The sequence below is a fragment of the Vibrio quintilis genome (assembly GCF_024529975.1).
In the GTDB taxonomy this organism is placed as follows: domain Bacteria; phylum Pseudomonadota; class Gammaproteobacteria; order Enterobacterales; family Vibrionaceae; genus Vibrio; species Vibrio quintilis.
The window spans coordinates 543,210-558,886 of record NZ_AP024897.1; the positions used below are offsets into that span (position 1 = coordinate 543,210).

Sequence of the window (15,677 nt, forward strand, 5' to 3'; positions counted from 1 at the left end):
CATCATGAAGCCAATTTTTGGGCGGGGGCCGTCTCTCTCACTACGCTTGTTTTTTGCAGTTGTTTTATCAGCCAGCCTTATGCTGGCTGATAACCGTTTAAACGCTTTTTCACAGGTTCGTTATGTGTTGAACAGTATTGTGGCCCCGATACAGTATGCCGCGAACTTGCCCAGAGCTGTTTTTGACGGGCTTTATGAACGTTTGAACAGTTATCAGAATCTGCTGGAAGTGAACCGGCAGCTGAAACAAGATGTTCTGACTCTGAAGAGTGATTTAATCTTACTCAACCAATACGAAGAAGAAAATCAACGGCTCAGGAAACTATTGGGCTCATCGTTTGTCCGGGATGAGAAGAAAATGGTCACTGAAGTGATGGCAGTTGATACTTCTCCGTATACGCATCAGGTGGTGATTGACAAAGGTAAAATTGACGGTGTTTATGAAGGTCAGCCCGTGATTAACGAAAAGGGTGTGGTTGGTCAGGTGACGTTTGTTGCTGCTCATAACAGCCGGGTTTTACTATTGATTGATGCCAACAGCGCTATTCCGGTTCAGGATTTAAGAAATGATATTCGAGTGATTGCTTCCGGTAATGGTCAGTCTGAATATATCCAGCTGGAACATATTCCGGGAAGCACTGACATTGAAGAAGGTGACCTGTTGGCATCTTCCGGCTTAGGTGGCGTTTATCCTGAAGGATATCCGGTTGCCCGGGTCACTAAGGTAGATCGCGATACCCGGCGGGAGTTTGCGGTCATTGAAGCTGTACCCGTCGTCGATTTTGATCGGCTGCGCTATTTATTACTGGTGTGGCCAAACGAAGAAAGACAACAGAAAGCAAGATTATCTTCTCCTGAGCAATTCGGTAAGGGGGAAAGTCGTGGGAAATAGTGTATTTCGCGGACATTTGGTGATCTGGATTTCTTTCCTTTGCGCTTTGATTTTACAGACGATCCCCTGGCCTGGTACTTTGGATCTGCTTCGTCCGTCCTGGATTTTACTGATTGTGTGTTATTGGGTACTGGCATTGCCGCACCGGGTTAATGTTGGGACTGCTTTAATTCTTGGATTACTTTGGGACCTGATTTTAGGGTCGACACTTGGTATCCGGGGCATGATGATGTCTGTTGTTGTGTATTTGGTTGCGATGAACTTTCTGATACTCAGGAATATGGCACTATGGCAGCAAGCGGTTGTGATGGGATTACTCACAATATTTCTTGATTTGTTGGTCTTCTCCGGCGAGTTCATGGTCCGAATGGTTCAATTTAATCCTTTATCTCTATGGAGTGGTGTAATTAGTTGTATCCTCTGGCCCTGGATGTTTTTATTACTCCGCCGTGTCAGACGTTACTGGAATATAAAATGACAACATCGCAACTCTTTCTTGCATCAGCCTCTCCAAGACGAAAAGAATTATTGACTCAACTGGGTTATCAGTTTGAAATCCTTGTTTCAGACATTGAAGAAAAAAGAAAAGAACAAGAATCACCAGAGGCATATGTCTCCCGTTTATCCTGCGAAAAAGCAGATGTCTGTCTGAAGCAGTTACAGCATCCTAAGGCTGTCGTGCTGGGAGCGGATACAGTGGTGGTCACTGGTGATCGGCAAATCCTGGAAAAACCCGATAACTTTGACCATGCAAAACAGATGTTGCAAATGCTCTCAGGTTGTTGCCATGAAGTGATGACCGCAGTAACCGTGATGAATTCACATCGTTCACAAACCAGCCTTGTAAAAACGAAAGTATGGTTCAAAGATTTATCAGAACAGGAGATTGAACAGTACTGGTTATCCGGAGAACCGTGTGATAAAGCCGGTAGCTATGGGATTCAGGGGATTGGCGGAAAGTTTGTAACCAGAATTGAAGGAAGTTATTACGCAGTGGTTGGGTTACCTTTATATGAAGCAGACCTGCTTTTGCATCAGTTTTTATCCGATTAGAATTGAGGGGCGCTCATGAGTGCTGAATTGTTGTTAAATGTAACGCCAAGTGAAACGCGTGTGGCGATGATTGAAGATGGGATCCTGCAGGAAATCCATATTGAGCGTGATGCAAAGCGTGGTATTGTCGGTAATATTTATAAAGGTAAAGTCAGCCGGATCCTGCCTGGAATGCAGGCTGCATTCATTGATATCGGACTCGATAAGGCTGCATTTTTACACGCTTCTGATATCGTACCGCACACTGAATGTGTTGCAGAGAATGAAAAACAGCAATTTCAGGTTCGTGACATTTCTGAATTAGTACGCCAGGGGCAGGATATAGTTGTCCAGGTTGTCAAAGACCCTCTGGGGACCAAAGGTGCCCGTTTAACCACTGATATTACATTACCTTCCCGGTACCTGGTATTCATGCCGGGAGCCAGTCATGTCGGCGTTTCTCAGAGAATCGAGAGCGAAAAGGAGCGGGAGCGCTTAAAAAACATCGTTTCTCATTATTGTGATGAATTGGGTGGTTTTATCATTCGGACTGCAGCAGAAAGCGCTGATGAGAAAGAGCTGTCTCAGGATGCCGCATTCCTTAAGCGTCTGTGGTCAAAAGTGCTTGAGCGCCGTTCAAGATATAAAACCCGGGCAAAACTTTACGGAGAGCCGGGGCTGTCTCAGCGTATTTTAAGAGATTTTGTCGGAACGGAGTTAACCAAAGTATTAATTGATTCCCGGCTTGAGTATGAAAATTTAATAGATTTCACCTCTGAATATGTGCCGGAGCTTTCCGATAAACTGGCGCTTTATGAAGGTGATAAGCCAATTTTTGATATGTACGATATCGAGAATGAAATTCAGCGCTCTCTGGATCGGAAGGTGAACCTGAAGTCGGGCGGCTATCTGATTATCGATCAAACTGAAGCAATGACAACCATTGATATTAATACCGGGGCTTTCGTTGGCCGGAGAAATCTGGAAGACACCATTTTCAATACCAATATTGAAGCGACGCAGGCCATTGCCCGCCAGCTTCGGTTAAGAAACCTGGGGGGCATTATCATTATTGATTTTATTGATATGTCTTCTGATGAGCATCGTCAACGCGTATTAGCTTCACTGGAAATGGCGCTGATCTATGACCGGGTGAAAACAAATGTGAATGGATTTACACAGCTTGGTCTGGTCGAAATGACCCGGAAGCGGACCCGGGAAAGCATTGAGCATGTGTTGTGCTCTGTGTGTCCGGCCTGTGAAGGGCGTGGGTATGTGAAAACCGTCGAAACGGTCTGTTTTGAAATCCTCAGAGAAATCACCCGGGTTAACCGCGCCTATGACTCAGATAAATTTGTTGTCTATGCGTCGCCTGCTGTGGCTGAAACCTTACAGGGAGATGAGTCTCACGCTTTGGCTGAACTGGAAGTCTTTATTGGTAAGCAAGTCCGGATTCAAACTGAACCTTTGTATGTTCAGGAACAATTTGACGTTGTGATGATGTAATTCGGGAGCATTGGACATTGTGCGTATCGTCATTTCCCATGTTGTACAATATTTGCTGTGGTTGCTGATTAGCACTTTAGTTCTGCTGGCTTTAGTGATAACGGCGCTCAGGGTCGCCCTGCCACATATGAATCAGTATCAGACTTCAATTATTGACTGGCTGAATCATCAAACCGGGATTCAGACCTCAGTTACCGAAGTCAGGGGAGCATGGAAAAATACACGACCTTCTGTTTCTCTTCAGGGAATGACAGCCCATTTACCTGACGGCTCAAATATATCGCTCAGTGTTGAGAGTATTGATCTCGAATTTGATTTATTAAAGTCTCTGCTCCAGTGGCAGCCTGTTATTGCAAACCTGGAGATTCATGATTTACATCTGGATATTTCTTCGGTTGATTTGCTGAATCTCTACCATGATGGAGAGGATCCGGCTGCAGTACACAATAATGATTCCCAGATCGAAACCATCCGGTTACTTGATAATGTATTTCTGCGACAGCTCGATGACTTCTCTATTCTGAATTCAGCTATTCGTTACCGGGCCATTTCCGGCGAAATTCGTCAGCTCAATATTGAACGTTTGAAATGGCGTAATGATGATCACCGCCATCAGGCCCGGGGTGTTGTCAGTATCGCCAATACGGGGATTAACTCTCTTTCGGTTAGTGCTGATTTCAAAGATTTTGACTCTTTCCGGGATATATCCGGACAGTTTTATCTGGGATCTGACAATATAGAAATCGGATCATGGATTACTCAGTATTCAAAGAAAGAAACAGGAATCAAAGGTGGGCAGCTGAGCTTAAATGCATGGCTGACACTGGAGCATAATAAGCCGGTTGATGGTTATGTGCAGTTACAACCCTCAACTATTTTATTGTCCGAAAAACGGAAGCACACACTTCAGTTCAGTAGCGGGGTCTTTAAATTAGTCCCGAACGGAAAAGGTGTGGCTGTCCAGGCAGAAAATATCCGGATGGCTTATGATGACCAACAGTGGCCGGCGCTGAGTTTTTTACTGGACTGGCAACCTTCTGGCTGGAAAATTAATTTACCACAACTGGACATCGGCCCGCTGAGCCGTTTTGTAAAGCAGCTTCCGGTTTCTCCTCAGGTCAAAAAAATGCTGCATAACCTGCAGCCCCGCGGACAGCTGAATGATATCCGTGTTGCGGGAACATCTACTGATATCCGTTATTCAGCCCAACTGGCTGACGGCGCTATCTCACAATGGTATTTGCTGCCTGAAGCCCATCACTTGCAGGCAAGTATTTCCGGAGATAATCACAAAGCGGTTATTCGCGCGGATTTGACCGATGAAACATTACCGTATGGTGATGTTTTTCAGGCACCACTTCGAATTAATCAGGGCCATGTCAATCTGGTCTGGCAGTCGGATGATAATGGCTGGTCTTTGTGGTCTGATAAAGTTTCGGTACAAACGCCGGACTTAAAGGTTTTAGGGGCATTTAAACTGGATTTCCCTGACGGGCAAAGTCCGTTTCTGTCGTTTTATACTGAGGCTGATTTGCGCAATGCCGGAGAGATCTGGCGTTACTTACCAACCAGGGCACTTGGCGATGACTTAACGGATTACCTGTCTTCAGCAATTCAGGCCGGGCAGGCAAAGACATCTAAACTGCTTTGGTTCGGTGCGTTGCATGATTTTCCTTATAATCGGCACAATGGGGTATTTCAGGCCGCAGTGTCTTTGGAAAATGCCCGTTTCAGCTATGATACGGCATGGCCACCGCTGAAGAACCTTCAGGCTGATATTTTGTTTCAAAATGAGTCAATGACTCTGGAGTCCGATCATGCTGAACTAATGAATGTTAAAGCTCAGCATGTTACCGGAAGAATCCCCAGTCTGGAAAGTGCCGGGCATATTGAAATTGAAGTGAAGGCTCAGGCTCAGGGGAACGATGTGCGGGATTTCATGACGTCAACGCCATTGGTTGATACGGTTGGTGCCGCACTGACTGCTGTTCAGGTCAGAGGAAATGTGAATTCCGAATTTAAGTTGAAGATTCCGTTTGAAAGTCACCATGATGAAAGAGCCTGGGGATGGGCCGATTTAAAGGATAACCGGGTTGAAATTCAATCACCTTCGATTGATTTACAGTCTGTGTCCGGGCGAATTTACTTTGATAATGATGTATTGAAAGCACCTAAGCTTCGCGGGAAGCTGTTAGGGCAGCAGATTGCATTAAATTTTAAGGGTGAGAGTGGTAAAAAAGGCTATAACGTTCATATCAATACCGGAGGAAACTGGCAGGTTCGTCCGTTAGAAAAATATCTGGATAAGAAATGGATTCAGCCTCTGGGAGGAAAATCTCTGTGGGGAATGGGCATTGATCTTCAGTTAAATGATATCGGGTTTTCTTATCAGATGAATTTAAATGCGGATTTGAAGTCTGTTTCAAGCCAATATCCATATCCTTTGAATAAACCTAAGGGGCAGGCTGGTCAAGCGGTTTTACAGGTTTCAGGTAATCAGGAAACCATTAGTGCGCGTGTCCATGTGCCGGGCGGAAAATTTCAGACTGAAATTGATATCACCCAGCCGAAGCCTGTGCTGGATGCGACTTACTGGCTGATTGGTAACGGCAGTTTCAAAGTGAGTCCGGTTGTTGGTCATTCAGCATTGATAAGAACCGATCATTTCAACTTTGATCAATGGCTGACATTAATTACATCAGAAGATGCAGCGCCGCAGACTGGTGCCGCTTCGTCTTCTTTGATGCCTGACATTCCCGTACCAGATCATGTTGATATGAAGGTGAAAGAGCTGACCCTGGCGACTCTGGAGTGGCATGATGTTGAATTTCTGGCCCGCCGAAAAGGCCCGGGTTGGCGGGTTGATCTGACAAGCCAGGAAGCCACGGGGAAAGCGAATTATATTGAACCCTATGATTTGAGTGTGTCACTTGAGCAGTTCCATTTATATATTCCGGCTTTAGAAGAAAGAAACAATGATGATTCATTATTTATCGATGAAAGCCGCAAAGATTCTCTGGAAATTACAGATTTTGACCGCCGTTTTCATCAGTTGATGCCAAATCTGACGCTGGTGATTGACGACTTCTGGTTCCAGGGATACAAGGTTGGTCGTTTGAACATGGATTTCCAGCGACAGGGAAAAGTCCTGTCGTGGAAGAAAATTGATATTACGAGCGGAACGAATGAAGTTCACGCGACAGGTGAGTGGACGCTCGATGGTGACCGGAGCCATACTAAACTGAATCTGAGTCTGAAAGGTGAAAATAACAGTGACCTGATGGAGCGGTTCGGAATTACTTCAGGTATTCAGAAAGCACCGTTTTCGATGACAACTCTGGCTGAATGGGAGGGCGCTCCCTGGTCAATGCAGCTTAATACACTCCAGGGGGAAATCAGTTCTGAATTAGGTAAAGGTACCGTCTCTGATGTCAGTGGCGCAGCCCGTTTGCTGGGCATATTCAGTCTGGATTCTATTATCCGTAAAATGCAGCTGGATTTCAGTGATGTGTTTGATAAGGGGATGGCGTTTGATTCAATTGAAGGGAAGGGAACCATTTCTCAGGGGATATTTGTAACCAATAATATCTCAATGGATGCTGTTGCTGGTGATATGCAGATCAAAGGCATTGTTGATCTGAATACCCGTATGATTGATGCAGAAGTCCATTTTGTTCCGGATATTACCTCGGGTATTCCTGTATTGAGTGCTTTTGCCGTTACCCCGCAAACTGCTTTATATGTGCTGGCAATTACAACGGTTATTTCTCCGGTTGTGGAGGTGTTTACTGAGGTAGACTATTCGGTTAAAGGGCCGATCGATAATCCGGTTGTTAAAGAAATTTCCAGACGTAAAGGTGAATTTAAACTTCCGGAGAAGTTTCGGAGCAAAGTGAAGAAGAAGGAGGCCGGCAAGTGAGTCATGTTGGTTTGATTCAGATGACGTCAGTCCCTCAGCCGGAAGTTAATTTGTCATTCATTGAATCGCAGGTTTCATCGCTGGCGTCTCAGGGGGCTCAGTGGATTGTCACGCCTGAAAATGCCATTGTGTTCGGAACAAAGCAGGACTATCACACTCACGCAGAGTACTTAGGTGAGGGGCCGGTTCAGCAAACCTTGTCTGATATTGCGCGTAAATATTCGGTCTGGCTGGTGGCTGGCAGCTTTCCCATCCGTACCCAAAGTGGTGTGACCACGACCATGCTGGTTTATAACAATGATGGTGAATTAGCAGCATCTTACGATAAACTGCATATGTTTGACGTCGATGTGGATGATGGGCACCGACGTTACAGAGAATCTGAGATATTTCAACCGGGAGAGCAGATTCAGGTGGTATCAACACCATTTGGTGAGCTTGGGTTATCTATTTGTTATGATGTCCGCTTTCCCCATTTGTATTCTGCATTACGCAATTTGGGATCTCAGATTATTTTGGTTCCTGCAGCGTTTACAGCCGTGACAGGGCAGGCTCACTGGGAAACATTGTTACGGGCCAGAGCGATTGAAACGCAATGCTGGATTGTTGCTGTAAATCAGGGTGGCATTCACCCCGGAGGACGCGAGACCTGGGGCCATTCGATGGTCATCGATCCCTGGGGAAATATTGTTGCGGGTTTAGAGCAGGCGCCGGCAAACTTAATTGCCCAAATTGATCCTGACTTATTGAATGAAATAAGAACGTCAATGCCGGTTTTGGCACATGCAAGATTTGAAAATCATTTTTTACCAAAAAAGAGCGAATTATGACCATTAAGCATATAGAAGATGCTTTGCTTCATCCGACCGGGTTGACGGAACAGCATCTGGAACAGACGTTATCAGAAATGATGACAAGACAAATTGATTATGCTGATATTTATTTTCAGTCCAGCTGGCATGAGTCGTTAGTGTTAGAAGATGGTTTGATCAAAGATGGCTCATTTAATATTGATCGGGGTGTTGGTGTCCGGGCTGTTACCGGCGAAAAAACTGGTTTTGCTTACTCAGATCAATTGACGACAGAAGCGCTGTCACAAAGTGCACATGCTGCCAGAGGAATTGCCAGACAGGGACAGAATGGCAAGGTAGCAGCCTTCTCTCATCAAAAATACCCGGCAGTTTATGATGATATTAATCCGTTAAGCAGCTGGGAGAAAGAGCAGAAGACTGCTTTGTTAAAAGAGTTAGATGCTTATATCCGGACGAAAGAGCCTTTAGTACAGGAAGTGAGCATCAGTCTGACTGGTGTTTATGAGCGTGTGCTTGTTGCCGCAACTGATGGGACGTATGCCGGAGATATTCGTCCGTTGGTACGTTTGTCGATTAGTGTGCTTGCCCAGAGGGGAGACCGGCGTGAACGTGGTAGCTCTGGCGGTGGTGGCCGGTTTGGATATGATTATTTTCTTTCAGATAATACCGGAAGCAAAATCGCATACCAGTATGCTGACGAAGCCATCCGGCAGGCCATGGTGAATCTGGATGCTATCGATGCACCTGCCGGTACTATGCCGGTCGTTCTGGGTTCTGGCTGGCCCGGAGTGTTACTTCATGAAGCGGTCGGACATGGTTTAGAAGGTGATTTTAACCGCAAAGGCTCATCGGTGTTCGCCGGAAAAATGGGACAGCAGGTTACATCAAAACTGTGTACGATTGTTGATGACGGCACATTAAAAGACTTAAGAGGCTCTTTAAATATTGATGATGAAGGCGTCCCCGGACAATATAATGTCCTGATTGAAAACGGGCAGCTGAAAGGATATATGCAGGATAAGCTGAACGCCCGGTTAATGAATGTTGCTCCGACAGGAAACGGGCGGCGTGAGTCTTATGCGCATTTGCCTATGCCCAGAATGACGAATACCTATATGTTGCCGGGTGAGCATTCTCCTGAAGAGATCATCTCAACGGTTGAGAAAGGTGTGTATGCGCCTAACTTTGGTGGTGGGCAGGTCGATATTACATCGGGTAAGTTTGTTTTTTCAGCATCTGAAGCTTATTTAATTGAGAAAGGAAAAGTGACCCGGCCAATCAAAGGTGCGACTTTGGTTGGTTCTGGAATTGAAGCCATGCAGCAGGTCTCCATGGTCGGTAATGATTTACAAATTGATCGGGGCGTTGGTGTTTGTGGCAAGGCCGGACAAAGTGTACCGGTCGGTGTTGGGCAGCCAACGCTGAAACTGGATGCGCTGACTGTTGGCGGTACCGATTAAATGTATGATACCCATGCACCTTCAGGCGGTTTGGGTATATAGACTGATAGATTGAAAATAACTGGAGTATCTTATGTCTCAGGAAGACGAATACTTGTCGGTAGAAGCGCTGATTGAATTGCAACAGGAAGAAACCCGGGGAATCATTCAGGCTTTGCTTGAAGACGGGAGTGAGCCTGAAGCGCGCTATGAAATCGAGCATCATCTGTTTGCTGAAGACTTTGCGAAGTTGGAGAAAGCCGTGATTGAGGCTTTCAAAATGGGTTTTGAAGTTTTGGAAGCCGAAGAAGCTGAAGACGAAGATGGTCAGTTGCTCTATTGTTGTGATGCAACCATGGAGTCAGCTCTTGATCCGAAAGCGATAGATGAACAGGCTGAAAAAATGATTCGTCTCGCAGAGAAATATGACATCATTTATGATGGATGGGGGACTTACTATGAAGGTGAAGATGCCATTTATCCCGATGATGAAGAAGAAGATGAAGCGTAATTGTATTGATTGCATGAAACCAGCGGTAATCGCTGGTTTTTTTATATCTCTCTATACCCAAACAACCTGAACCCTGCATCTTCAGGTTGCTTGGGTATAATTATATCTCTCAACTGGCTGCATCCGCCTCAGAATTATGTATATAATGTAAAAATTGATCTAAAACAAATTATGCCGCATGAAATATTCCCTGTCAGGCCTTTGGCAACTTTCTCCGCTTTCTGATCTTTCTGTTCCACAAGATGATATAAGTTTTCCGGCAGCCCTGAGTACTGTTTTACCCGGAACTCTGTCTGAATCTGATATTGCAGCACAGGAATGGCACCTGATGCATGATATAGAGGTTGATGATGTACTGCTTGGCTTTGCGGCGACTGATTTGATCTTATCCGGAATTGAATATCATGCTGAGGTTCGGTTAAACGGGGTTGCACTTTTTGACTGTGATTCATCTTCAACAAGTTACAGGAAGGATATCCGGCCTTTGCTGCAAGCCGGAAGAAACCGGTTTGAAATCTTATTTCTTGAACCGGATGATGACTGGTTGATTGATGAATCTGAGGATGAATCTCAGGTATGCTATCTGGGAAATCATCAGCGGGAACGAAGTGATCCGCGTATGGGGATCTGGCAGGAACCTTACTTACAATGTATTCGTCATGCCAGACTGACTCGTCTGGCAACCGAGCAGATATGGCACCACGGTGGTGGATGTGAGTTACTGGTGCATATTTATTTCGATATTCTGAAACCGGGGTTGTTATCGGCATCAGTCAAATTTGATGGGATGATTTATCATATTCCAATTGATGTAAGAACCAATCATGCCAGTGCACTTTTTCAGGTTGAAGCGCCCCGGTATTATGACCCGGAGCATCCGGACGATGAAGATCTGTATCTGTTAACTGTACAGCTTGACGGGCAAAACCAAACCTGCCGGATTGGATTAAGTGATTCGCTACAGGTTCTTCATTTTCCTGTTTAGTCTTGGTGTTGTTGGTGCCAGTCGTCTCTGCTTTATCTGAGCTAAAAGATAAAATAGCTAAGCGCAGAAGCAGAGACTTCCCGGATTATTTTTCCTGAGGTTTGACAACCAGGACATGAATGGGCGAGTTTTGTACCACTTTGCTGGCGACAGAGCCTAACACGACCTTATCAATTTTTGATCGTTTATGGCTTGGCATAATAATCAGGTCTGTTCCCAGCTTTTCTGCATAATCTAAAATTGTGACATATGGCTTCCCTTCTGCAATATGAAGATGGTAGACAATGTCATCATCAATATGGGTATCAGCAAAAGATTTCAGCTGCGCTTTCACATCGGCTTTCATCTGTTTTGCTGCATCTTTAGGGAAGTATGTCGAAACCATGGACATATGGATACCGGGCAAAACATTGAGCAAATGAATTTCGGCATGAGCTTGCCGGGCGTGCCAGACGGCCATTTCGACGGCTTTATCTGCAAAGCCTTTCTCATTTAAATCAACAGGTACAAGAATGTGTTTGTACATTTATATGACCTCACTAGCAATAATTCATTATCATTATAGGCCCGACTATTTGCCGGGCACATTGATTAGACACGCTATTTTGGTTGTTTTTCCCGTCGTTTCTGGTTCCATCCCAAAAGTAGTGTGATGAATATTGCCGGTACAAATACCCACTCTTTCATTGGCCGGGCTGATTTTTTAATGATGGACTGGATCTCCCAGTCAAAATCGATGCCAGCGGATTCTGCCGGACTGCCAAATTCAATCATATCGACATACATGCCATTATCTTTGGCGGCCAGGGTCAGCCCCATGGATTGAATTCTCTCAGCTGCGGTTTTTGCATCCTGATCAAAAGGTAGCTGAACAGTTTTTGTGACCTGATCACCATCCAGCGTTTCACCTGAGACAATGAGTGACAGTTTTTCACCGGTATGAAGATCCATGACATGTTCGCTGATCGCTGTTCCCGGATAGAACTCTTTTGCCGGATAAACCATATCCCACCAGAATCCCGGCCGGAAGAAGGTAAATGTTAACAGCAGGAGCAGACCTGTTTCCCACCACTTATTTTTCGTAAACCACCAGCCCTGAGTTGCTGCAGAGAAAAGCAACATTGCCGTAATTGCTGAGAGTATCGTCAGCATCAGATGCCACCATGTATCGATGCCCATCAGCAGCAGTTGGGTATTGAACACAAACATAAACGGCAATATGGCGGTACGGATATCGTAGGTAAAGCCCTGAATACCGGTTCGTATCGGATCCGATTTTGCGATCGCTGCGGCAGCAAAAGCTGCCAGCCCGACCGGCGGCGTATCATCGGCCAGAATACCGAAATAGAAGACAAACAGATGAACTGCAATCAGCGGAATGATCAAACCATGTTGTGCGCCGAGTGTGACGATGACCGGAGCCATCAGGGTTGAAACGACAATATAGTTTGCTGTGGTCGGCAATCCCATCCCCAAAACCAGACTGATAACCGCGGTGAAAACCAGCATCATAATGACGCTGCCGCCGGAAATGAATTCAACAAAATCGGTCATGACCAGACCAATACCCGTCAGGGTCACGACACCCACAACGGTTCCTGCTGCAGCTGTTGCCACACCAATTCCGATCATATTCCGTGCTCCGGAAGCCAGGCTTTCAAACAGATCGTTCACACCGGCTTTCACTTGTTGAGACACATCACCTGACTTTGTCATCAGTGCCATCAGTGGTCTTTGCGTCAGTAAAATGAAAATCATAAATACTGTTGCCCAGAAAGCTGAAAGCCCCGGAGAGAAGCGCTCGACCGTCAGACACCAGACCAAGACTACGATTGGCAGCAGAAAATGTAAGCCTGATTTGACTGTCGGGCCGGGATCAGGAATTTCACTGATATCCTGTTCGAGATCGGTATTTTGATCTGCATAACCCGATGAAATTTTAACTAAGCCGATATAGGCCAGTAATAAAATAACTGTCAGTATTGGGGTGGCAGCTTCTCCAAAGACGTCTTTTGTCCAGCCGATACCGTAGTAAACAGCAGTACTTAAGATGCATAATCCTGAAATCGTCCCCATGAATGAGGTCAGACCTTGCAACAATGTTGAGGTTCTTTTTCTGGGAAGGCCTGTCATACCGGCTTTGCAGGCTTCCAGGTGGACAATATAGATCAACGCAATGTAAGAAATCAGGGCTGGTAATAAAGCCGCTTTAATGACTTCAACATAGGAAATACCAACATACTCAACCATCAAAAATGCGGCTGCGCCCATGATTGGCGGAGTAAGCTGGCCGTTGGTCGAAGCTGCAACTTCGACTGCACCTGCTTTCGTTCCGGGAAAGCCAACCCGTTTCATCAGCGGAATTGTAAATGTGCCTGTCGTGACAACATTAGCAATGGATGAGCCGGAGACCAAACCTGACAAACCGGAAGCTACAACGGCAGCTTTTGCCGGTCCGCCCCGCATATGTCCCAGAAGTGAAAAGGCGACCCGGATAAAATAAGCACCGGCTCCTGCCCTTTCCAGCATGGCACCAAAAAGAACGAACAGAAATACAAATGAGGTTGATACGCCGAGCGCAACGCCGAATACGCCTTCCGTCGTCAGCCACAGGTGTGACATGGCCTTATTCAGACTTGCCCCTTTATGGGCAATCACTTCCGGCATGTAAGGGCCGCCAAATGTATAGGCCAGAAAGACTGCAGCAACAAGCATCAAGGGAGGGCCCAAAGCCCGCCGCGTTGCTTCTAGTAATAAGATCATGCCGGTGACTGCAACAACAATATCCATTGTTGTTGGCGCACCAGAACGACCTGCCAGTTCATGATAAAACAGATAGATATATGCCGCAGAAAAACCACCGGCCAGCGCAAGGAGCCAGTCGGTTAAGGGGATATGATCCCGCGGCGAGTTTTTCATCGCCGGATAAGCAGTAAATGCCAGAAAAATGGCGAACATTAAGTGAATAGAGCGGGCCTGGGTGTCATTGAGCACCCCGAAATCAAAAATAAATGGTAGTGGTGATGCGTACCATAATTGAAACAAGGACCAGCAAACAGGAATTACCCACAGTAACCGCCCTGCAAGCCCTTTGGGATTACGTGCTCCTGTATCTGATTGTGCAACCATATCCTGCACATCTTGAGACGGAGATTGAGCTTGAGTCATGTTTTTTATCCTTATTTGAATCGTTTGGTTAACTAAAAAACGACTTTAAGAATGCAAAGCCAGAAGTGGTATCAGGATATTTATCGTATCCATACCAGAATGAAATAAGGAGGCTGACCAGCCTCCTTATGACTAACTATCAGATTAGCGGAGGTGATTACTTCAACAAGCCAATTTCTTTGTAGTATTTGACGGCTCCGGGATGGAGTGGGATGGAAATTCCCGCTTTAACCATATCTTCTTTTTTTAGATGGGCAAATGCCGGATGGAGTCGTTTAAAGGTGTTGAAGTTTTCAAAGACAGCTTTTGCAACGTTATAAGCCACTTTATCAGGAACATCTGAGCTGGTGACTAAAGTTGCGGCAACTCCAAAACTTTTCACGTCTTTATCTGTGCCGCGATACATCCCAGCCGGTACATTTGTGTACGCATAGTATGGGTTTTTTGTAACAATTTGATCGATTTCAGGACCGGTTACCGGAACTAATTTTGCATCACAGGATGTTGTCGCTTCTTTGATTGAACCGTTTGGATGGCCAACCATGTAGATGAAAGCATCAATTTTGTTGTCACACAGAGCTTGTGAACGTTCAGAACCTTTTAATTCTGATGCCAGCTTAAAGCTATCAATATTCCATCCCAGTGCATCCATCACAACCTGCATGGTTGCCCGGTCACCGGAACCCGGATTACCGATATTAACTCTTTTTCCTTTTAAGTCTTTGATACTGTTGATGTTTGCATCCGAGCGTGCAATGACGTTGAAGGGTTCAGTATGAAGAGAGAACATCGCACGGAGTTTCTTAAACGGTCCCTGAGCTTTGAACTGATTGGTGCCATTGTAGCCGTGATACTGCCAGTCTGACTGGACGACTCCAAAATCAAGCTCACCAGAGCGAATGGTATTCACGTTGTAGATTGAACCACCTGTTGATTCGACAGAACAACGGATATGATGATTTTTACGGTTCTTATTTACCAGTTTACATATTGCACCACCTGTCGGGTAATAGACACCAGTGACAGAACCTGTACCAATCGTGATGAATTCCTGAGCGTTTACCACTGAACAAACACCCAGTGCTGAAGCGGTGATTACACCTAATTTCATGATTTTATTAAATGCCATAAATTTCCCTTCCTTTCGTTATTTTGTCTTATCAGATACCAGTGTTCTGATAAGCGTGTCCTCATTGAGAAACGGCAACTTTTTCATATGAGATCTGAAAAAAGTGGGCGAATAATACCAAAATTTTGGCTGGCAAATAAAAATTTGTTGCTAAAAATAGCAGTTCGAAATGCAAAGAATAGTCATGACAGAATCACAATAAGTTTTGAATTGGCTTTTGAATCAATAAGTTAAAAGCCAATGTTCTAAACATAATGAATCTTGTAATTCTGTGAGTGTTATCA

The 15,677-nt window shown here is 45.3% G+C and carries 12 protein-coding genes; 9 read left to right on the forward strand and 3 right to left on the reverse strand.

The window, feature by feature from the left end; translation table 11 throughout:
• Positions 1-4 precede the first annotated feature (4 nt).
• The 9 genes from mreC to OC443_RS02655 all read left to right on the forward strand — a co-directional run bounded on the left by mreC (position 5) and on the right by OC443_RS02655 (position 11,096).
• The gene (gene mreC / locus OC443_RS02615) at positions 5-892 is read left to right on the forward strand and encodes a rod shape-determining protein MreC (RefSeq protein ID WP_073580785.1); all 888 of its coding nucleotides are present in this window, start codon (positions 5-7) and stop codon (positions 890-892) included.
• Positions 882-1,370 carry a rod shape-determining protein MreD gene (mreD, locus tag OC443_RS02620; RefSeq protein WP_073580787.1) on the forward strand — a complete coding sequence of 163 codons (489 nt, stop codon included), beginning with the start codon at positions 882-884 and terminating at the stop codon, positions 1,368-1,370. The genes mreC and mreD overlap by 11 nt, the downstream gene beginning before the upstream one ends.
• A complete protein-coding gene (locus OC443_RS02625) occupies positions 1,367-1,945 on the forward strand; it encodes a Maf family protein (RefSeq protein ID WP_073580789.1) in 579 nt (192 codons plus the stop codon). Before mreD ends, OC443_RS02625 begins: the two co-directional genes overlap by 4 nt.
• 15 nt (positions 1,946-1,960) lie before the next feature.
• Positions 1,961-3,430, forward strand: a complete 1,470-nt coding sequence (rng, locus tag OC443_RS02630) for a ribonuclease G (RefSeq protein ID WP_073580791.1) — start codon at positions 1,961-1,963, stop codon at positions 3,428-3,430.
• 19 nt (positions 3,431-3,449) lie between these two features.
• Positions 3,450-7,349, forward strand: coding sequence for a YhdP family protein (locus tag OC443_RS02635; protein ID WP_143169245.1), 3,900 nt, complete (start codon positions 3,450-3,452; stop codon positions 7,347-7,349).
• Positions 7,346-8,179: a carbon-nitrogen hydrolase family protein gene (locus tag OC443_RS02640; protein WP_143169246.1), complete on the forward strand. Its 834-nt coding sequence runs from the start codon at positions 7,346-7,348 to the stop codon at positions 8,177-8,179. The genes OC443_RS02635 and OC443_RS02640 overlap by 4 nt, the downstream gene beginning before the upstream one ends.
• Positions 8,176-9,621: a metalloprotease TldD gene (gene tldD, locus OC443_RS02645; RefSeq protein ID WP_073580793.1), complete on the forward strand. Its 1,446-nt coding sequence runs from the start codon at positions 8,176-8,178 to the stop codon at positions 9,619-9,621. Before OC443_RS02640 ends, tldD begins: the two co-directional genes overlap by 4 nt.
• Positions 9,622-9,694: 73 nt before the next feature.
• The gene (gene rraB, locus OC443_RS02650; protein WP_073580795.1) at positions 9,695-10,111 is read left to right on the forward strand and encodes a ribonuclease E inhibitor RraB; all 417 of its coding nucleotides are present in this window, start codon (positions 9,695-9,697) and stop codon (positions 10,109-10,111) included.
• 178 nt (positions 10,112-10,289) lie between these two features.
• Positions 10,290-11,096: a glycosyl hydrolase 2 galactose-binding domain-containing protein gene (locus OC443_RS02655; protein ID WP_073580797.1), complete on the forward strand. Its 807-nt coding sequence runs from the start codon at positions 10,290-10,292 to the stop codon at positions 11,094-11,096.
• Between the two features lie 85 nt (positions 11,097-11,181).
• On the opposite strand, the gene OC443_RS02660 is transcribed toward OC443_RS02655, so the two are convergent.
• From OC443_RS02660 to OC443_RS02670, 3 genes are all read right to left on the reverse strand, one after another.
• Positions 11,182-11,622, reverse strand: coding sequence for a universal stress protein (locus OC443_RS02660; protein ID WP_073580799.1), 441 nt, complete (start codon positions 11,620-11,622; stop codon positions 11,182-11,184).
• Between the two features lie 74 nt (positions 11,623-11,696).
• Positions 11,697-14,264, reverse strand: a complete 2,568-nt coding sequence (locus OC443_RS02665; RefSeq protein ID WP_073580801.1) for a TRAP transporter permease — start codon at positions 14,262-14,264, stop codon at positions 11,697-11,699.
• 157 nt (positions 14,265-14,421) lie between these two features.
• Entirely contained in the window at positions 14,422-15,393 is a 972-nt protein-coding gene (locus OC443_RS02670) for a TAXI family TRAP transporter solute-binding subunit (protein ID WP_073580803.1), read from the reverse strand.
• Positions 15,394-15,677 lie beyond the last annotated feature (284 nt).